We start from the raw sequence: 21,187 nt of genomic DNA on the forward strand, positions 1-21,187 counted from the left end.
GCTACGACGCGTGGTTCGCCCTAATCGAACAGAATTTCTGCACGGGCTGAACAACAAACCCCCCCAGCCCTTACCGCCGTAACCCCGGGTCCGGCGGTACGGCCCCGGCCTTGCCGAATTTCCTCAAATATCCTTCGGGTCCCCCGGACTCCCTTGAAATCCCTTGCATTCCCCTGAGTCCCTCCACGGTCTCGACCACGCGAATAGGTGAAGCGCCAGTGGCGAACGAAGCAAAGCTCCGCGAATACCTCAAGAAGGTCACGACGGATCTCGACGAGGCGTACGGACGCCTGCGGGACATCGAGAGCCAGGCCCACGAGCCCATCGCCATCACGGCCATGAGCTGCCGCTTTCCCGGAGGCGTACGGACCCCCGAGGAACTGTGGGACCTGCTCGCCGCCGGCGGCGACGCCCTCACCGAATTCCCCACGGACCGCGGCTGGGACCTGGACCACCTGTTCTCCGACGACCCCGACGAGCAGGGCACCTCCACCACCCGCGAGGGTGGCTTCCTCGGTGACGCCTCCGCGTTCGACGCGGATTTCTTCGGGATCTCCCCGCGCGAGGCCATGGCGATGGACCCGCAGCAGCGGCTCCTGCTGGAGGCCTCCTGGGAGGCCTTCGAGCGGGCCGGCATCGACCCGAACGGCCTGCGCGGCAGCCAGTGCGGCGTGTTCGTCGGCATGAACGGCTCGGACTACCTGACCCCGCTGCTGGAAGCCGCCGAGGACTACGCGGGTCACCTCGGCACCGGTAACGCCTCCAGCGTCCTCTCCGGTCGACTGTCCTACTCCTTCGGCCTCGAAGGCCCCGCCGTCACCGTCGACACCGCCTGCTCGGCCTCGCTCGTCGCCCTCCACCTGGCGGTGCAGGCGCTGCGGGCGGGGGAGTGCACCCTGGCCGTCGCCGGCGGCGTGCACGTGATGTCCACCCCCGGCCTCTTCGTGGAGTTCAGCAAGCAGCGCGGACTGTCCGCGGACGGCCGCTGCAAGGCGTTCGCCGCGGGAGCCGACGGCTTCGGCCCCGCCGAAGGGGTGGGCGTGCTGCTGCTGGAGCGGCTCTCCGACGCACGGAAGAACGGCCGCCCCGTGCTGGCCGTGGTCCGGGGCTCGGCCGTCAACCAGGACGGTGCTTCCAACGGCCTGACCGCGCCGAACGGGCCGTCGCAGCAGCGCGTCATCCGGCAGGCCCTCGCCAACGCCCGGCTCTCCACCGACCAGGTCGACGCCGTCGAGGCCCACGGCACGGGAACCTCGCTCGGCGACCCGATCGAGGCGCAGGCCCTGCTCGCGACGTACGGCCAGGACCGGCCGGCGGACCGGCCCCTGCTGCTCGGCTCCGTCAAGTCCAACATCGGGCACACCCAGGCCGCGGCCGGCGTCGCCGGCGTGATGAAGATGGTCCTGGCCATGCAGCACGGCGTGCTTCCGCAGAGCCTCCACATCGACGAGCCCTCCCCCCACGTGGACTGGGAGGCGGGCGCCGTCGCCCTGCTCGCCGAGCGGACGCCGTGGCCCGTGACGACGCGACCGCGCCGTGCGGGCGTGTCCTCGTTCGGGTTCAGCGGTACGAACGCGCACGTGATCGTGGAGCAGGCGCCGGAGGCGGAGGCCCTGGTGGTGGAGCCTGTGGGGGAGGGGGCGCGTTCGGTGCTGCCGGTGGTGCCGTGGGTGCTGTCGGGCAAGAGTGCGGGCGCGCTGCGGGCGCAGGCGGAGCGGTTGGCGGGCCGGCTGGCCGGGGTGTCGGCTGCGGATCCGGTGGACGTGGGTTGGTCGTTGGCGTCGACCCGGGCGGCGCTGGAGCATCGGGCCGTGGTCCTCGGTGACCATGCGGCCGGTGTCGGCGCGGTGGCGTCGGGTGCGCTGGCCGCGGGTGTGGTGACCGGGTCGGTGGTCGGTGGGAAGACCGCGTTCGTGTTCCCGGGCCAGGGCTCGCAGTGGGTGGGCATGGCGGAGGAGCTGCTGGATGCCTCTGCGGTGTTCGCCGCGCGCATCGAGGCGTGTGCGAAGGCGTTGGAGCCGTTCACCGACTGGTCGTTGGTGGACGTGCTGCGGGGTGTCGATGGCGCGCCGTCGTTGGACCGGGTGGATGTGGTGCAGCCGGCGTTGTTCTCGGTGATGGTGTCGTTGGCCGAGGTCTGGCGTGCTGCGGGGGTGCGTCCGGGTGCGGTGATCGGTCATTCGCAGGGTGAGATCGCTGCCGCGTGCGTGGCGGGGATCCTGTCGCTGGAGGACGCGGCCCGGGTGGTGGCGCTGCGCAGCCAGGCGATCGGGCGGGTGCTGGCGGGGCTGGGCGGGATGGTGTCGGTGCCGCTGCCGGCTGCGGAGGTGCGGGAGCGGATCGCGCCGTGGGGCGAGGAGCGGATCTCCGTCGCCGCCGCCAACGGGCCGTCCTCGGTGGTGGTTTCGGGTGAGGTCCAGGCGTTGGACGAGTTCCTGGCCGCGTGCGAGGCCGATGGCGTGCGGGCCAAGCGGATCGCGGTGGACTACGCCTCCCACTCCGCGCAGGTCGACCTGCTCCGCGAAGAGCTGGCTGAGCTGTTGGCGCCGATCGAACCGCAGGCCGCCGAGGTTCCGTTCCTGTCGACGGTGACGGGTGAGTGGGTGAAGGGGCCGGAGCTGGATGCCGGTTACTGGTTCCGCAACCTGCGGCGGACGGTCGAGCTGGAGGACGCCACGCGCACCCTCCTCGACCAGGGCTTCGGGGTGTTCGTCGAGTCCAGCCCGCACCCGGTGCTGACCGTCGGCATCCAGGAGACCATCGACGCCGCCGGCCGCGAGGCCGCCGTCCTCGGGTCGCTGCGCCGCAACGAGGGCGGCATGGGCCGGTTCTGGTTGTCCGTGGCCGAGGCCTGGGTCCGGGGCGTGGGCGTGGACTGGGACGCGGTCTTCGCCGGCACCGGCGCCCGCCGCGTGGACCTGCCCACCTACGCCTTCCAGCCGCAGCGGTACTGGCCGGAGGCGGCCCCCGCCGAGCCGGAGGCACTGCAGGCGGAGAGCACGACCGACGCCCGCTTCTGGGACGCCGTCGAACGCGAGGACGTCACGGCCCTGGCCGAAGCCCTGGCCTTCGACACCCCCGACACGGTCCGGTCGCTCGGTACCGTCCTGCCCGGCCTGTCGTCGTGGCGGCGCCAGAGCCGCGAGCAGGCCGCGGTCGACGGGTGGCGCTACCGCGTCACCTGGAAGGCCCTCGCCGACCCCACCGCGACCCGGCTGTCCGGGGCCTGGCTGGTCGTCGTGCCCGAGGCACTGTCCGGCCCGGCCGGTGACACGGCCGCCGCCGTCCTGCGGACGCTCGCCGACCGCGGCGCCGAGGTCCGTACCGTCACCATCGCCCCCGACGCGGCCGACCGCGACGCGCTCACCGCCACCCTCAAGGCCGCCGCCGACGGGGCGGCCGCCCCGGCCGGGGTCCTCTCCCTCCTCGCCCTCGGCGACGGGGACCACTTCGCCGCCGGGCTCGCGCTGTCCCAGGCCCTCGGCGACGCCGACGTCGCCGCACCCCTGTGGTGCGTCACGCGCGGCGCGGTCGCCGCCGGGCGCTCCGACCGGATCGAAGACCCGCAGCAGGCGCTCCTCTGGGGCCTCGGACGCGTCGCCTCCATGGAGCAGGGCGGCCGCTGGGGCGGCCTCGTCGACCTGCCCCCGCAGGCAGACGACCGGACCCTGGAACGGCTGGCCGGGGTGCTGGCGGGCGACGGCGCCGAGGACCAGGTCGCCGTACGGCCCTCCGGGCTCCTCGTACGCCGCCTCGTCCGCGCCCGGCTGGACGCGACGCCGGAGGTACGGGACTGGCGGCCGAGCGGTACGACGCTGGTCACCGGCGGTACGGGAGCGCTGGGCGCGCACGTCGCCCGCTGGCTCGCCGCGAACGGCGCCGAGCACCTGATCCTCGCCAGCCGCCGCGGCCCCGACGCCCCCGGAGCCGCCGCACTGCACGAGGAACTCACCGCGCTCGGCGCCCAGGTCACCCTCGCCGCCTGCGACGTCAGCGACCGCGACGCCCTCGCCGCACTCCTCGCGGCCGTACCCGCCGGCCGGCCGCTCACCTCCGTGTTCCACGCCGCCGCGGCCGTCGACGACGGGGTCATCGAAACGCTCACCCCCGAGCAGGTGTCCGCCGTCCTGCGGGTCAAGGTCGACGCGACCCGGCACCTGCACGAGCTGACCCGCGACCTCGGCCTCGACCTGTCCGCGTTCGTCCTCTTCTCCTCCTTCGCCGCCACCTTCGGCGCCCCCGGCCAGGGCAACCAGGCGCCCGGCAACGCCTTCCTCGACGCCTTCGCCGAACACCGGCGGGCCGCAGGCCTGCCCGCCACCTCCCTCGCCTGGGGCCCCTGGGGCAGCGGTGACGAGGACGACAGCGCGGCCGGTGACCGGATGCGCCGCCACGGCATCCTCGCCATGCAGCCCGAGCGGACCCTGGCGTCGCTCCGGCACGCCCTCGACCGGGACGAGACCACCCTGACCGTGGTCGACATGGACTGGAAGCGGTTCACGCTCGCCTTCACCGCCGACCGGGCCCGGCCGCTGCTCCTGGAGCTCCCCGAAGCCCGGCGGGTCATCGAGAGCGCGGAACGGGAGACCACCGAGGACCTGACCGGGGGAGTGCCGCTCAGCCGGCAGCTCGCCGGACTGCCCGAGGTCGAACAGGAACGCCTCCTGCTGGACCTCGTGCGCACCGCCGTCGCCGCCGTCCTCGGCCACGCCGACCTGACGGCCGTCGAGGCCGGCCGCGCCTTCAAGGAGCTCGGATTCGACTCCCTCACCTCCGTCGAGCTGCGCAACCGCCTCGGCGCGGTCAGCGGCCTGAAGCTGCCGGCCAGCCTGGTCTTCGACCACCCCACCCCGGCTGCCGTCGCCTCCTACCTGCGGGCCGGGATCGTGCCCGACGCGGTCGCCGGAGGGGCCCCGCTGCTGGAGGAGATCGACCGGCTGGAGGCCGTCCTCGGACGGGGCACCGCCGACAACATCGTCCGGGCCCGGGTGACGATGCGGCTCCAGGCGCTGCTGGCCAAATGGAACGACAGCGAGGACCCGGCCGCCCGGCAGGCCGGCACGGCCACCACGGAGGGCTCCGCGCCGGCTCTCGGCCACGACGGCCCCGAAGCCGGGCCGGACGCCGCCCTCGACGGCGTCGAGCACCTCCAGGACGCGAGCGACGAGGAGCTGTTCGCCTTTATCAACAAGGGCCTCGGTCGTTATTGACGGCATGCCGATTATTGGTGAAGATGGCCAGCCCCCTAAATAATTGACCATGGTTTGACCAGGGGGTCACTGCCCCCTGCGCACCCTGGCTCCCTGGGGTGCGTAGGGGGCAGTTAGGGGTTGTCGGGGAGATTGGCCGGCAAATAGCCTGCCGCCGAGCAATTGCTTCGCTCGATATGCGAGGCTCCGCATTCCCGATGTCAATTCTCGGCGCTGCGCTCAGTCTTTTCCGATGCCGTCTGCTGCAAATTGGGTGGTTGCGTTACATGGCGAACGAACAAACGCTGCGGGACTACCTGAAGCTGGTGACAGCGGACCTGCACCAGACGCGTCAGCGGCTCCGCGACGTCGAGTCCAAGAACCAGGACCCCATCGCCATCGTCGGCATGGGCTGCCGCTACCCGGGCGGCGCGGCCTCGCCCGAGGAGCTGTGGCAGCTGGTCGTCGACGAGGTCGACGCCATCACCGGGTTCCCCGCCGAGCGTGGCTGGGACATGGACACCGTCTACCACCCCGACCCCGAGAACCCGGGCACCAGCTACGCCGACCAGGGCGGCTTCGTCCGGGACTTCGCCCGCTTCGACCCGTCGCTCTTCGGGATCTCCCCGCGCGAGGCCCTCGCCATGGACCCGCAGCAGCGGCTCCTGCTGGAAACCTCCTGGGAGGCGTTCGAGCGCGCGGGCATCGACCCGACGTCGATGCGCGGCAAGCAGGTCGGCGTGTTCGTCGGCACCAGCAGCCACGACTACCTGACGGCTCTCCTGAGCTCCTCCGAGAACGTGGAGGGCTACCTCGGCACCGGCAACGCGGCGAGCGTCGCCTCGGGCCGCCTGTCGTACACCTTCGGGCTCGAAGGCCCGGCCGTCACCGTCGACACCGCCTGCTCCTCCTCCCTCGTCGCCCTGCACCTCGCCGTGCAGGCCCTGCGCAACGGCGAGTGCTCGCTCGCCCTCGCCGGCGGTGCCACCCTGATGGCGGCGCCCGGCACGTTCATCGACTACAGCAAGCAGCGCGGCCTCGCCGTCGACGGCCGCTGCAAGGCGTTCTCGCCCGACGCCGACGGCTTCAGCCTCGCCGAAGGCGTCGGCGTCCTCCTCGTGGAGCGGCTCTCCGACGCCCGCCGCAAGGGACACCACGTCCTCGCCGTCATCCGCGGCACCGCCGTCAACCAGGACGGCGCCAGCAACGGCCTGACCGCCCCCAACGGGCCCTCCCAGCAGCGCGTCATCCTCCAGGCGCTGTCCAACGCCCGGCTCACCCCCGACCAGGTCGACGCCGTCGAGGCGCACGGCACGGGCACCGGCCTCGGCGACCCGATCGAAGCGCAGGCGATCATCGCCACGTACGGCCAGGACCGGCCCGACGGGCGCCCACTGTGGCTGGGCTCGCTCAAGACCAACATCGGCCATGCCCAGGCCGCCGCCGGCGTCGCCGGCGTCATCAAGAGCGTCATGGCCATGCGGCACGGACTGCTGCCGCGCACGCTGCACGTGTCCGAGCCCACCCCGCACGTCGACTGGTCCGCGGGCGAGGTGTCCCTGCTCACCGAGGCACGGGCCTGGCCGCGGCACGACGGGCCCCGCCGGATCGGCGTCTCCTCCTTCGGCATGAGCGGCACCAACGCCCACGTCATCCTGGAGAGCGGCGACGAACCCACCACGGACGGGCCCGCCGCGGACCAGCAGGACGCCGGCGGTCGGCCCGCCGCCGGGCCGGCGGTCCTACCGGTCGTCCTGTCCGGCAAGACCGAGGCCGCGCTGCGCGCCCAGGCGGCCGCCCTGCACGCCCACCTCACCGACCGTCCCGGCCTCCGCCTCGACGACGTCGCCCACGCGCAGGCACTCACCCGGGCCGCCCTCGACCGCCGCGCCGCGGTCATCGCCGAGGACCGCGACGGACTGCTCGAAGGGCTCGCCGCGCTCGCCGAGGGCCGCCCGTCGGCCGACGTCGTCGAAGGGGCCGCCACCGAAGGCAAGCTGGCGTTCCTGTTCACCGGGCAGGGCAGCCAGCGCCTCGGCACGGGCCGCGAACTGTACGCCACCCACCCGGTGTTCGCGGCCGCGCTGGACGCGGTCTGCGAGCGCCTCGACCCGCTCCTCGAACTGCCCCTGAAGGAGGTGCTGTTCGGGACGGACGCGGAACTGCTCAACCGCACGGCCTACACCCAGCCGGCGCTGTTCGCCGTCGAGGTGGCGCTGTTCCGGTTGGTCGAGTCGTGGGGTCTGAAGCCGGACTTCGTGGCCGGGCACTCCATCGGCGAGCTCACCGCCGCGCACGTGGCGGGCGTGCTGTCGCTGGACGACGCGTGCACGCTGGTCGCCGCCCGCGGCCGGCTGATGCAGGAACTGCCCTCCGGTGGGGTGATGATCGCCGTCGAGGCCGCGGAGGACGAGGTCCTGCCGCTGCTCACCGAGCGCATCGGCATCGCCGCCGTCAACGGCCCGCAGTCGGTCGTCATCGCCGGTGACGAGGACGCGGCCCTCGCCGTCGCCGAGCGCTTCGAGGCGCAGGGCCGCAAGACCAAGCGGCTCACCGTCAGCCACGCCTTCCACTCGCCGCACATGGACGGCATGCTCGACGCCTTCCGCCGGGTGGCCGAGGGCGTCACGTACGAGGCCCCGCGCATCCCCGTCGTGTCCTGCCTCACCGGCACCCTCGCCGGCGCCGACATGGCCTCGGCCGACTTCTGGGTACGGCACGTCCGCGAGGCCGTCCGCTTCCTCGACGCCGTCCGCTGGCTGGAGAGCCGCGGCGTCACCGCGTACGTCGAACTCGGCCCCGGCGGCGTCCTCTCCGCCCTCGGCCAGGACTGCCAGACCGCCACCGGCCCCCGCGCCGCAGCCTTCCTCCCCGCACTGCGCCCCGGCCGCCCCGAGGCCCGGTCCGTCGCCGCCGCCGTCGCCGGCGCCCACGTCCGCGGGCTCTCCCCGGACTGGGCCGCCCGCTTCGCCGGCACCGGCACCCGTCGCGTCGAGCTGCCGACGTACGCCTTCCAGCGCGAGCTGTACTGGCCCCGCGACCCGTTCACCGACTTCACCGACCTCACCGAGCCCGCCGACGGCCGGGAACTCAGCGCCACCGACGCCCGGTTCTGGGAGGTCGTCGACAGCGAGGACCTGGCCGCGCTCGCCGACACCCTCGGCGTCGCCGGCGACGAGCCGCTCAGCAACGTGCTGCCCGCGCTGTCCGCCTGGCACCGCCGCCACCGCGACCGCGACACCGTCGGCGGCTGGCGCTACCGGATCACCTGGAAGCCGCTGCCGCTCACCGGCACCGAGCCCGCGCCCCTGGCCGGCCCCTGGCTCCTCGCCGTGCCCGCCGGGCACACCGACGCCCCCTGGGCCGTCGCCGCCGCCGAGGCCCTGACCGCCCGCGGCACCACCGTCGCCACCCTCACGGTCGACACGACGGCCGACGACCGGGCCGCCCTCGCCCACCGGATCGCCGAGACCCTGGCCGGGACGGACACGCCCGCCGGAGTGCTCTCCCTGCTCGCCCTCGACGAGCAGCCGCACCCCGAGGACCCGGCCCTGACCGCCGGCCTCGCCGCCACTCTCGCCCTCGTCCAGGCCCTCGGCGACGCCGACGTCGACGCCCCGCTCTGGGCCGCCACCCGGGGCGCGGTGTCCACCGGCCGCTCCGACCGGCTCACCGGGCCCGCCCAGGCCGCCGTCTGGGGCTTCGGCCGCACCGCCGCCCTCGAACTCCCCGCCCGCTGGGGCGGCCTCGTCGACCTGCCCACGACGCCCGACGAGCGGTCCGCATCCCGCCTCGTCGACGTCCTGGCCGGCCTGGACGGCGAGGACCATCTCGCCGTCCGCTCCACCGGCGTCTTCGTCCGCCGACTGGTCCGCGCCGCCCAGGAGCAGCCCCCTGCCGGCGAGTGGACCGCCTCCGGCACCGCCCTGGTCACCGGCGGCACCGGCGCCCTCGGCGGGCACGTGGCCCGCTGGCTCGCCCGCAACGGCGCCGAACACCTGCTGCTCGTCAGCCGGCGCGGCCCCGAGGCCGACGGCGCGGTCGGACTCGCCGCCGAACTCCGCGACCTGGGCGCCCGGGTCACCCTCGCCGCCTGCGACGTCGCCGACCGCGCCGCCGTCGCCGAACTGCTCGCCGGCATTCCGGCCGAGCTGCCGCTGACCACCGTCGTCCACGCCGCCGGCGTCCTCGACGACGGTGTCCTCGACGCGCAGACCCCGCGCCGCCTGGCCGGCGTCCTGCGCCCCAAGGCCCACGCGGCCGGCGTCCTGCACGAGCTGACCCGCGACCTGGACCTCTCCGCGTTCGTCCTCTTCTCCTCCGTCGCCGCCGCCTTCGGCGCCGCCGGACAGGCCAACTACGCCGCCGCCAACGCCGCCCTGGACGCCCTCGCCGAGCAGCGCCGCGCCGACGGCCTCCCCGCCACCGTCGTCTCCTGGGGAGCCTGGGCCGAGGGCGGCATGGCCACCGACGAGCTCGTCGCCGACCGGCTGCGGGCCGCCGGACTCCCGGCGCTCGCCCCCGAACTCGCCCTGTCGGCCCTGCACACGGCCCTCACCCTCGACGAGACCGCGTCCGTCGTCGCCGACGTCGACTGGGACCGGCTGGCGCCCGGCCTGACCGCTGTACGCCCCTGCCCGCTGATCACCGACCTTCCCGAGGCCGTACAGGCCCTCGCCGCGGCCGGCGCCGCCGACACCGGGGCCGCCGACCCGGCCGCCGACTCCCTCGCCCGGCAGCTCGACCGGGCCGCGGCCGGCGAACGCGACGCGCTCGCCCTGGAGTTCGTCCGCACCCAGATCGCCGCCGTCCTCGGCTACCCGGGCCCGGCCTCCGTCGACCCGGCCATCGCCTTCCGCGACCTCGGCTTCGACTCCCTCACCGCCGTCGAGATCCGCAACCTCCTCACCGCCCGGACCGGCCTGCGCCTGCCCGCAACCCTGATCTTCGACTACCCCAACTCCCTGGCCCTGGCCGCCTTCCTCCAGGGCGAACTCCTCGGCGACGCGCACCCCGCCGACGGATCCGCCGCCTCAGCGCACGGTCCCGTCGCCGCCGCCGAGGGCACCGCCGCCGCCGACGACCCCATCGCCATCGTCGCCATGAGCTGCCGCTTCCCCGGCGGGGTGGACACCCCGGAGCAGCTGTGGGAGCTGCTCGCAAACGGCCGCGACGCGATCTCCGGCTTCCCCGCCGACCGCGGCTGGGACCTGGAGGGCCTGTACGACCCGGAGTCCCTGACCGAGAACACCACGTACGTCCGCGAGGGCGGCTTCCTCGCCGACGCCACCGAGTTCGACCCCGCCTTCTTCGGGATCTCCCCGCGCGAGGCCCTCGCCATGGACCCGCAGCAGCGGCTGCTGCTGGAAACCTCCTGGGAGGTCTTCGAACGGGCCGGCATCGACCCCGCCGCCGTGCGCGGCGAGCGGATCGGCGTGTTCACCGGCACCAACGGCCAGGACTACCTCGACGTCATCCTCGCCGCCCCGGACGGCACCGAGGGCTTCCTCGGCACCGGCAACGCGGCGAGCGTCGTCTCCGGACGCGTCAGCTACGTCCTGGGCCTGGAGGGCCCGGCCGTCACCGTCGACACCGCCTGCTCCTCCTCGCTGGTCGCCCTGCACTGGGCGATCCAGGCCCTGCGGGCGGGCGAGTGCACCATGGCCCTGGCCGGCGGTGTGACCGTCATGTCCACCCCCGCCTCCTTCATCGACTTCAGCCGCCAGCGCGGCCTGGCCGCCGACGGCCGGATCAAGGCCTTCGCGGCCGCGGCCGACGGCACCGGCTGGGGCGAGGGCCTCGGCATGCTCCTCGTCGAACGCCTCTCCGACGCCCGCCGCAACGGCCACCCGGTCCTCGCCCTGGTCCGCGGCTCGGCAGTCAACCAGGACGGCGCCAGCAACGGCCTCACCGCCCCGAACGGCCCCTCGCAGCAGCGCGTCATCCGCCAGGCCCTGGCCTCCGCCGGCCTGTCCGCCACCGACGTGGACGCGGTCGAGGCCCACGGCACCGGCACGCGGCTCGGCGACCCGATCGAGGCCCAGGCACTGCTGGCAACCTACGGCCGGGACCGCCCCGACGGACAGCCCCTGCTCCTCGGCTCCATCAAGTCGAACCTCGGGCACACGCAGGCCGCGGCTGGCGTCGCCGGTGTGATGAAGATGGTCCTCGCCATGCAGCACGGGGTGCTGCCGCAGACCCTGCACGTGGACGGGCCCACCCCGCACGTCGACTGGACGGCCGGTGACGTCGCCCTGCTGACCGAGGCCACGGCGTGGCCCGAGACCGGACGCCCGCGCCGGGCCGGCATCTCCTCCTTCGGCATCAGCGGAACCAACGCCCACACCATCGTCGAGCAGGCCCCGGAAGCCGAGCCCGCCACCGACCCGGCACCGGCCCCGGCACCGGCCCCCGCACCGGCTGACGTGCCGGTGCCGTGGGTCCTGTCGGCCCGGACCCGGGACGCCCTGCGCGACCAGGCCCGCGGGCTGCACGCCTACACCGTCCGGCACCCCGAACTCCGCCCCGCCGACCTCGGTCTCTCCCTCGCCGTCGGCCGCTCCGCGTTCGAGCACCGTGCCGCCGTGGTCGCCGCGGACCGAGCCTCGCTGCTCGCCGCACTGGAGACGCTGGCGGGCGGCGGCTCGGCCGCCGCCCTCGTCGAGGGCACGCCGAACGCCGGCAAGACCGCCTTCCTGTTCACCGGGCAGGGCAGCCAGCGGCTCGGCATGGGCCGCGAGCTGTACGAAGCCTTCCCCGAGTTCGCGGATGCGCTGGACGCGATCTGCGCCCGCATGGACGCCCACCTCGAACTGCCCCTGAAGGAGGTGCTGTTCGGGAAGGACGCGGAACTGCTCAACCGCACGGCCTACACCCAGCCGGCGCTGTTCGCCGTCGAGGTGGCGCTGTTCCGGTTGGTCGAGTCGTGGGGTCTGAAGCCGGACTTCGTGGCCGGGCACTCCGTCGGCGAGATCGCCGCCGCCCATGTCGCGGGCGTGTTCTCCCTGGACGACGCGTGCACGCTGGTCGCCGCCCGCGGCCGGCTGATGCAGGAACTGCCCGCCGGTGGGGTGATGATCGCCGTCGAGGCCGCGGAGGACGAGGTCCTGCCGCTGCTCACCGACCGCATCGGCATCGCCGCCGTCAACGGCCCGCGGTCGGTCGTCATCGCCGGTGACGAGGACGCGGCCCTCGCCGTCGCCGAGCGCTTCGAGGCGCAGGGCCGCAAGACCAAGCGGCTGACCGTCAGTCACGCCTTCCACTCGCCGCACATGGACGGCATGCTCGACGCCTTCCGCCGGGTGGCCGAGGGCGTCACGTACGAGGCCCCGCGCATCCCGGTCGTGTCGCACCTGACCGGCGCCGTGGTCACCGACGAGACGGGCACGGCGGAGTTCTGGGTGCGGCACGTCCGCGAGGCCGTCCGCTTCCTGGACGGCGTCCGCGCCCTCGAAGCGGCCGGCGTGACGGCGTACGTCGAACTCGGCCCCGACGGCGTGCTGTCGGCTCTCGCGCAGGAGTGCGTGACCGAGGACGCCGTCTTCGTCCCCGCCCTCCGCGCCGGCCGTCCCGAGGCCGAGTCGCTCGTCACCGCCCTCGCCCGGGCCCACGTCCACGGCATCCGGGTCGACTGGCAGACGTACTTCGCCGCCACCGGCACCGCGGCCCGGCGCGTCGACCTGCCCACGTACCCCTTCCAGCGGCAGCGCTACTGGCCCGCGCTCTCCTCCGCGCGCCACCTCGGCGACGTCGCGGCGATCGGCCTCGACGACACCGCCCACCCCCTGCTCACCGCCGGCGTCGCCCTGCCCGAGTCCGACGGCATGGTCTTCGCCGGACGCCTCGCCCTCGCCACCCACCCCTGGCTGGCCGACCACGCCATCCTCGGCAGCGTCCTGCTGCCCGGCACCGCCTTCGTGGAGCTCGCGACCCGCGCCGGCGACCAGCTCGGCTGCGACCACCTGGAAGAGCTGACCCTCGAAGCCCCCCTGGTGCTGCCCGAGCGCGGCGGCGTCCAGCTGCGCGTCCGGGTCGGCGCCGCCGACGCCGCCGGCCGCCGGCCGTTCGCCCTGCACTCCCGAGCCGAGGGCCTCGCCGCCGAGGAGCCCTGGACCCGGCACGCCGCCGGCGTCCTCGCCGAAGCCGCCCGCCCCACCGCCGACTTCGACCTGACCGCCTGGCCCCCCGCCGGCGCCGCCGAGCTGCCGCTCGACGGCCGCTACGAGGCGCTCGACGCCATCGGCTTCGCCTACGGTCCCGTCTTCCGCGGCCTGCGCACCGCCTGGCACCTCGACGGCGCCGTGTACGCAGAGGTCCGGCTGCCCGAGGGCACCGAGGACCAGGCCGGCCGGTTCGGCCTGCACCCGGCACTGCTCGACGCGGCCCTCCACACGATCGGACTGGACGGCATCGGCGCCGACGACGGCCGGGGCCGGCTGCCCTTCGCCTGGTCGGGGGTCTCGCTGTACGCGGGCGGCGCGGGCGCGCTGCGCGTCCGCCTCACCCCGGCCGGCGCCGAAGGCGTCCGGCTGGAGATCGCCGACGCCACCGGCGCCCCCGTCGCGCTCGTCGAGTCGCTCGGCCTGCGCCCGGTCACCGCCGACCGGCTGCGCGCCGCCCGCACCACCCACCACGAGTCCGTCTTCCGCCAGCAGTGGACCGAACCCACCGGCCTCACCGCCCCGGCCCCGGCCCCCGCGGCCCGGTACGCCGTCCTCGGCGGAGCGGACCCGCTGTGCCCCGCGGACGCCGAACGGTACGCCGACCTGGCGGCACTGGCCGCCGCGGTCGACGCGGGCGCACCCGTACCGCACGAGGTCGTCCACGTCCTCCCGCCGACGCCCGCACCCCTCACCGCCGAGGCCGTGCACACGGCGGCCCACGACGCCCTCGCCCTCGCCCAGGCATGGCTGGCCGACGAGCGGTTCGCCGCCGCCCGGCTGGTCTGCGTCACCCGCGGCGCGGTCGCCGCAGCACCCGGCGAGGACGTGCCCGACCTCGCGGCCGCCACCGTCTGGGGCCTGCTGCGCTCGGCGCAGACCGAGAACCCCGGTCGGCTCGCCCTCGTCGACGTCGACGCGGAGACCCGTGACGGCGACGGCCTGCGGGCCGCGCTCGGCTCCGACGAGGAGCGGTTCGCGCTGCGCTCCGGCGCGGTGCTCGTCCCGCGCCTCGCCCGCGTCGAAACGGGGCAGCAGGACGGCACCGACAGCGACCGCACCCCGGCCTTCGGCCCGGACGGCACGGTCCTGATCACCGGCGCCACCGGTGCGCTGGGCGGGCTGATCGCCCGCCACCTGGCCACCGCCCACGGGGTACGCCGCCTGCTGCTCGTCGGCCGGCGCGGCGCCGACGCCCCCGGTGCGGCCGAACTGGCGGCCGAGCTCGCCGCATCGGGCGCCACCGCCACCTGGGCGGCCTGCGACGTCGCCGACCGGGACGCCCTCGCCGCCCTCCTCGCCGGCATCCCGGCCGAGCAGCCCCTCAGCGCGGTCGTCCACACCGCCGGTGTCCTCGACGACGGCGTCCTCACCTCGCTGACCCCGGACCGGCTGTCGGCGGTGCTGCGCCCCAAGGTCGACGCAGCCTGGAACCTGCACGAGCTGACCCGGGACCTCGACCTCTCCGCCTTCGTCCTGTTCTCCTCCACCTCCGGCCTGTTCGGCGGACCCGGCCAGGGCAACTACGCCGCCGCCAACTCCTTCCTCGACTCCCTCGCCCAGCACCGCCGGGCGAGGGGCCTTCCGGCCGCCGCGCTCGCCTGGGGCCTATGGTCCGTCGCCGACGGCATGGCCGGCTCCCTGGACGCCGCCGACGTCAACCGGATGCGCCGGGCCGGACTGCCCCCGCTGACGGCCGCCGACGGCCTGGAACTGTTCGACACCGCCGTCGCGCTCGACGACCCGGCCGTGGCCCTGATGCGCGTGGACACCGGCGCCCTGCGCCCGCAGGCCGCCGCGGGCACCGTCGCCCCGCTGCTGCGCGGCCTCGTACGGGGGGTGGCACGCCGGTCCGCGGCCGCCTCGGCCGGCGCCGCCGGCAGCGAGCCGGAGCTGCGGGCCCGGCTGGCCGGGATGACCGCCGCCGAACAGGACCGGGCCCTGCTGGACCTGGTGCGCACGCAGGTCGCGGCGGTGCTCGGACACGCCGGCCCGGCCGCCGTCGAGTCGGGGCGGGCGTTCAAGGAGCTGGGCTTCGACTCCCTCACCGCGGTGGAGCTCCGCAACCGGCTGAACGCCGCCACCGCCCTGCGGCTGCCCGCCACCCTGATCTTCGACTACCCGGACCCGACCGTCCTGGCCCGCCACCTGCGCACCGAGCTGATCGGCGACACGGACGCCGGCACGGGCACCGGCACCGCCGCCGGGGCCGCGGCCCCGGCGACCACGATGGCCGCCGCCGAAGACGAGCCCATCGCCATCGTCGCGATGAGCTGCCGCTACCCCGGTGACGTCCGCACCCCCGAGGACCTGTGGGCCTTGCTGGCCGCCGAAGAGGACGGCATCACCCGCCTCCCCGAGAACCGCGGCTGGGACACCGAGGCCCTCTACCACCCCGACCCCGAGCACCCGGGCACCTCGTACGCCCGCGAGGGCGGCTTCCTGCACGACGCCGCCGACTTCGACGCCGCCTTCTTCGGGATCTCCCCGCGCGAGGCCCTCGCCATGGACCCGCAGCAGCGCCTGCTGCTGGAGACCACCTGGGAGGTCTTCGAACGGGCCGGCATCGCCCCGTCCTCGGTGCGCGGCACCCGTACGGGCGTCTTCGCCGGCGTCATGTACCACGACTACGGCGCCCGCCTGCACGCCGTGCCCGACGGCGTCGAGGGCTACCTCGGCACCGGCAGCTCCAGCAGCATCGTCTCCGGCCGCGTCGCCTACACCTTCGGCCTGGAGGGCCCCGCCGTCACCGTCGACACCGCCTGCTCCTCCTCGCTGGTCGCCCTGCACCTCGCCGCGCAGGCCCTGCGGGGCGGCGAATGCTCGCTGGCCCTGGCCGGCGGCGTCACCGTGATGTTCACGCCGGGCACCTTCATCGAGTTCAGCCGCCAGCGCGGGCTCGCCGCCGACGGCCGCTGCAAGTCCTTCGCCGCGGCCGCCGACGGCACCGGCTGGGGCGAGGGCGCCGGCATGCTCCTGCTGGAGCGGCTCTCCGACGCCCGCCGCAACGGCCACCAGGTGCTGGCCGTGCTCCGCGGCTCCGCCGTCAACCAGGACGGCGCCAGCAACGGCCTGACCGCCCCCAACGGCCCCTCGCAGCAGCGGGTGATCCGCCAGGCCCTCGCCAACGCCCGCCTGACGGCGGCCGAGGTCGACGTGGTCGAGGCCCACGGCACCGGCACCACCCTCGGCGACCCGATCGAGGCCCAGGCCCTGCTGGCCACCTACGGCCGCGAGCACAGCGACGACCGGCCGCTGCTGCTCGGCTCCGTGAAGTCCAACCTCGGGCACACCCAGGCCGCCGCCGGTGTCGCCGGCGTCATCAAGATGGTCATGGCGATGCGGCACGGCGTGGTCCCGAAGACCCTGCACGTGGACGAGCCGACCCCGCACGTCGACTGGTCGGCGGGCGCGGTGTCCCTCCTCACCGAGCAGGTGGCCTGGCCCGAGACGGGCCGCCCGCGCCGCGCCGGTGTCTCCTCCTTCGGCATCAGCGGCACCAACGCCCACGCCATCATCGAGCAGGCCCCGCAGCCGGCCCCGGAGCCGCAGCAGGGCGGGCAGGCCACCCCGGCGCCGTACCTGCCCGTGGTCCTGTCCGCCCGCGGCGAGGCCGCCCTGCGCGCCCAGGCCCGCCGCCTCCACACCCGCGTCCACACCGACGCCGGCCTGAACACCGCAGACCTCGCCCTGACCCTGGCGGCCGGCCGCTCCGCCCTGGAGCAGCGCGCCGCACTCGTCGCCACGGACCGCGACGAACTGCTCCGCGGCCTGGACGCGCTGGCCCGCGGCGAGGACGCGGCCGGACCGGTCCGGGGCACCGCCCGCGAGAACCAGACGGCGTTCCTGTTCACCGGACAGGGCAGCCAGCGCCTCGGCATGGGGCGCGAGCTGTACGACGCCCACCCCGCCTTCGCGGACGCCCTGGACGAGGTGTGCGCCGAACTCGACCGGCACCTCGAACTCCCCCTGAAGGGGGTGCTGTTCGGGTCCGATGCCGCCCAGCTGGACCGGACGGAATACACCCAGCCGGCCCTGTTCGCCGTCGAGGTGGCGCTGTTCCGGCTGCTGGACGGCTGGGGCCTGCGCCCGGACTTCCTGGCCGGCCACTCCATCGGCGAGATCACCGCCGCCCACGTCGCCGGGGTCCTCTCCCTCCAGGACGCCGCCGAACTGGTCGCCGCCCGGGGCCGGCTGATGCAGGCGCTCCCGGCCGGCGGCGTGATGATCGCCGTCCAGGCGACCGAGGACGAGGTCCTGCCGCTGATCGGCGAGGGCGTGGGCGTCGCCGCCGTCAACGGCCCGCAGTCGGTCGTCATCGCCGGTGACGAGGACGCCGCCGTCGCCCTCGCGGCCGGCTTCGAGGCGCAGGGCCGCAAGACGAAGCGGCTGACCGTCAGCCACGCGTTCCACTCCCCGCACATGGACGGCATGCTGGCCGACTTCCGCAAGGTGGCCGAGGGGCTGGTCTACGCGGCCCCGCGCATCCCCGTCGTCTCCCTCCTCACCGGCGCCCTCGTCACCGACGAGATGGCCTCCGCCGACTTCTGGGTCCGGCACGTCCGGGAGGGCGTCCGCTTCCTCGGCGGCATCCGCGCCCTCGAAGCGGCCGGCGTGACGACGTACGTCGAACTCGGCCCCGACGGAACCCTGTCCGCGCTCGCCCAGGACTGCCTGGCCGAGGCCGCCGAGCCCGCCCTCTGCGTGCCCGTGCTGCGCAAGGACCGTCCCGAGGCCGAAGCCCTCACCGCGGCCCTCGCGCGGGCCCACGTCCACGGTGTCCCCGTCGACTGGACGGCGTACTTCGCCGGCACCGGCGCCCGGCCCGTCGACCTGCCGACGTACCCCTTCCAGCGCAAGCGCTACTGGCTCGACGTGGGCGTCTCCGTCGAGGACGTGCTGGCCGCCGGCCTCGACACGCCCGACCACCCGCTGCTCGGCGCCGCCGTCCCGCTGCCCGCCACCGACGGTCTGGTCCTCACCGGACGCCTGGCCCTGGCCACCCACCCCTGGCTGGCCGACCACACGGTCATGGACACCGTCCTGCTGCCCGGCACCGCCTTCGTCGAACTGGCCCTGCGCGCCGGAGTCGAGGTCGGCTGCGACACCCTCGACGAGCTGGCCATCGAAGCCCCCCTCACCCTGCCCGAGCAGGGCGCCGTCCAGCTCCAGCTGGCCGTCGACGCCGCCGACGGGACCGGACGCCGCACCCTGGCCCTGCACGCGCGGCCGGCCGACGCCCCGGCGGACGAGCCGTGGACCCGGCACGCCACCGGCGTGCTCGCCCCCGCCGCCCCGCAGCGCACCGCCGACCTGGCCGAGTGGCCGCCGGCCGGCGCCGAACCGGTCCCCACCGACGGCTTCTACCCGGCCGCGGCCGCCGCCGGCCTCGGCTACGGGCCGGTCTTCCAGGGGCTGCGCGCCGCCTGGCGGCGCGACGGCGAACTGTTCGCCGAAGTCGCCCTCGACGAGACGCACGAGACCGACGCCGCCGGCTACGGCCTGCACCCCGCGCTCCTCGACGCCGCCCTCCAGGCCATCGGCCTCGGCGTACCCGGGAGCACCGACGGCGAGCCCGCCGAGGGGGCCCGGCTGCCGTTCGCCTGGACCGGCGTACGGCTGTACGCGGCCGGCGCGGCCGGGCTGCGGGTCCGGATCACCCCCGGCGCGTCCGGCGGCCTGGCCCTGGACGTCGCCGACACCACGGGTGCCCCGGTGGCCTCGGTCGACTCGCTGATCCTGCGCCCCGTCTCCGCGGACGTGCTCGGCGGCGTCGACCGGACCGCCCACCACGAATCCCTCTTCGGCGTGGAATGGACCGGGCTGCCGCTGACCGCCGGCCCGGTCCCGGCCGGCGAACGCTGGGCCGTCCTGGGCGAGGACCGGGCGGACTTCCGCATCGGCGGCGCACCGCTCGACGTCCACCCGCACCTCGCCGCGCTCCGCGAGCAGCTCGCCGCGGGCGCCCCCGCACCGGACGTCGTGATCGTCCCGCTGTCCGGCACCGCCACCGTCGACGGCCGGGCCACCGCCGCCCGGACCGCAGCGCACCAGGCGCTCGCCCTCGTCCAGGAGTGGCTGGCCGAGGAGCGGCTCGACGCCTCCCGGCTGGTCCTGCTCACCCAGGACACGGTGGCGGCCGTACCGGGCGACCACGTCACCGACCTGGCCCACGCCCCGGTGTGGGGCCTGGTGCGGTCGGCGCAGTCGGAGAACCCCGGCCGGTTCGTCCTCGCCGACACCGACGGCTCCGACGCCTCCCTCGGTGCCCTGGCCGCCGCCCTCGCCGGCGACGAGCCGCAGCTCGCCCTGCGGGCGGGCCGGGCGTACGCCTTCCGCCTGCGCCGCACCGCACGCACCGCCGGCGCCGCGACGGACCCGGCGCACCCGGCGCACCCGACGGACGCGGCCCGACCGCCGCACCCCGCGCTCGACACCGCCGGCACGGTCCTCGTCACCGGCGCCACCGGCACCCTCGGCCGGCTCTTTGCCCGCCACCTCGCCGATGCCCACGGCGTACGGAACCTGCTGCTGCTCAGCCGCCGCGGCGAGGCGGCGCCCGGGGCGGCCGACCTCACCGGCGAGCTGACCGGGCTGGGGGCCGAGGTGACCTGGGCGGCGTGCGACGCCGCCGACCGGGACGCCCTGGCCGCCGTCCTGGCCGCCGTACCGGCAGATCGTCCGCTGACCGCGGTCGTCCACACGGCCGGTGTCCTGGACGACGGCATCATCGACTCCCTCACCCCGGAGCGCCTCGACACGGTCCTGCGGCCCAAGGTCGACGCGGCCTGGAACCTGCACGAGCTGACCGAGGGCCACCAGCTCTCCGCGTTCGTGCTGTTCTCCTCCGTCGCGGGCTCCTTCGGCGCCCCCGGCCAGGGCAACTACGCCGCCGCCAACGCCTTCCTCGACGCCCTCGCCCAGCACCGAGCGGCCCGCGGCCTGGCCGCGAGCTCCCTCGCCTGGGGCCTGTGGGCCACCGCGGACGGCATGGCCGGCGCCCTCGACGAGGCCGACCTGACGAGGATGGCGCGCGCCGGTGTCACCGGGCTCGCCCCCGAGGAGGGCCTGGCCCTCTTCGACACCTCCCGCACCCTGGAGGACGCCGTCCTCGTCCCGATGCGGGTCGAACCGGCCGTGCTGCGCGCGCAGGCCGCCGACGGCACCCTGCCGCCGCTGCTGCGCGGACTCGTCCGCACCCCGGCGCGCCGGGCAGCCGCCCCCGCCGCCCGGTCCGCGTCCCGGACCGCCGCCGAACCGGCGGCACCCCTGACGGAGCGGCTGGCGGGCCTGCCGGCCGCCGAACGGCAGCAGGCGCTGGACGAGCTGGTCCGCGGCCAGGTCGCCGCGGTCCTCGGCCACGGCACGGCCGACGACGTCGACGCCGGCCGCGGCTTCCTCGACCTGGGCTTCGACTCGCTGACCGCGGTCGACCTCCGCAACCGGCTCACCGCCGCCTGCGGGCTGCGGCTCCCCGTCACGCTGATCTTCGACTACCCGTCACCGGCGTCCCTCGCCGCGTACATCGGGGAGCGGATCGGCCAGGACGGCCCCGGCCGCCCCTCCGTCCACACGGAACTCGACAAGCTCGAATCCCTCCTCTCGGCGGTCGCCCCCGACGACGCCGACCGCGCCGGCATCACCGCCCGGCTGCGAGACCTCCTGGCGAAGTGGAATGACACGCACAGTGCACCGGACAGCGCCGCCGAAGAGCGGGACATCCAGGCCGCCACGGCCGACGAGCTCTTCGACCTCCTCGACGACGAACTCGGCCTGTCCTGAACACCACCACGACCGGCACGGCACAGCCGTGACCCCTCCGACGAACTTGACGACCCT

At 75.4% G+C, this 21,187-nt stretch carries 2 protein-coding genes; both read left to right on the top strand.

Annotation, left to right across the window (positions count from 1 at the left end; genetic code table 11):
- Positions 1-218 precede the first annotated feature (218 nt).
- On the top strand, positions 219-5,210 hold the full coding sequence (locus ACFVGY_RS27995; protein ID WP_385681993.1) for a type I polyketide synthase: 4,992 nt from the start codon (positions 219-221) through the stop codon (positions 5,208-5,210).
- A 266-nt stretch (positions 5,211-5,476) separates the two neighbouring features.
- On the top strand, positions 5,477-21,130 hold the full coding sequence (locus ACFVGY_RS28000) for a type I polyketide synthase (RefSeq protein WP_385681995.1): 15,654 nt from the start codon (positions 5,477-5,479) through the stop codon (positions 21,128-21,130).
- The last annotated feature ends 57 nt before the right edge of the window (positions 21,131-21,187 follow it).

The sequence above is a fragment of the Streptomyces sp. NPDC127106 genome (genome assembly GCF_042677605.1).
GTDB lineage: Bacteria > Actinomycetota > Actinomycetes > Streptomycetales > Streptomycetaceae > Streptomyces.

Coding starts and splice junctions, on each gene's coding strand:
- ACFVGY_RS28000 (WP_385681995.1), top strand. CDS start 5,477: ATGGCGAACGAACAAACGCTGCGGGACTACCTGAAGCTGGTGACAGCG.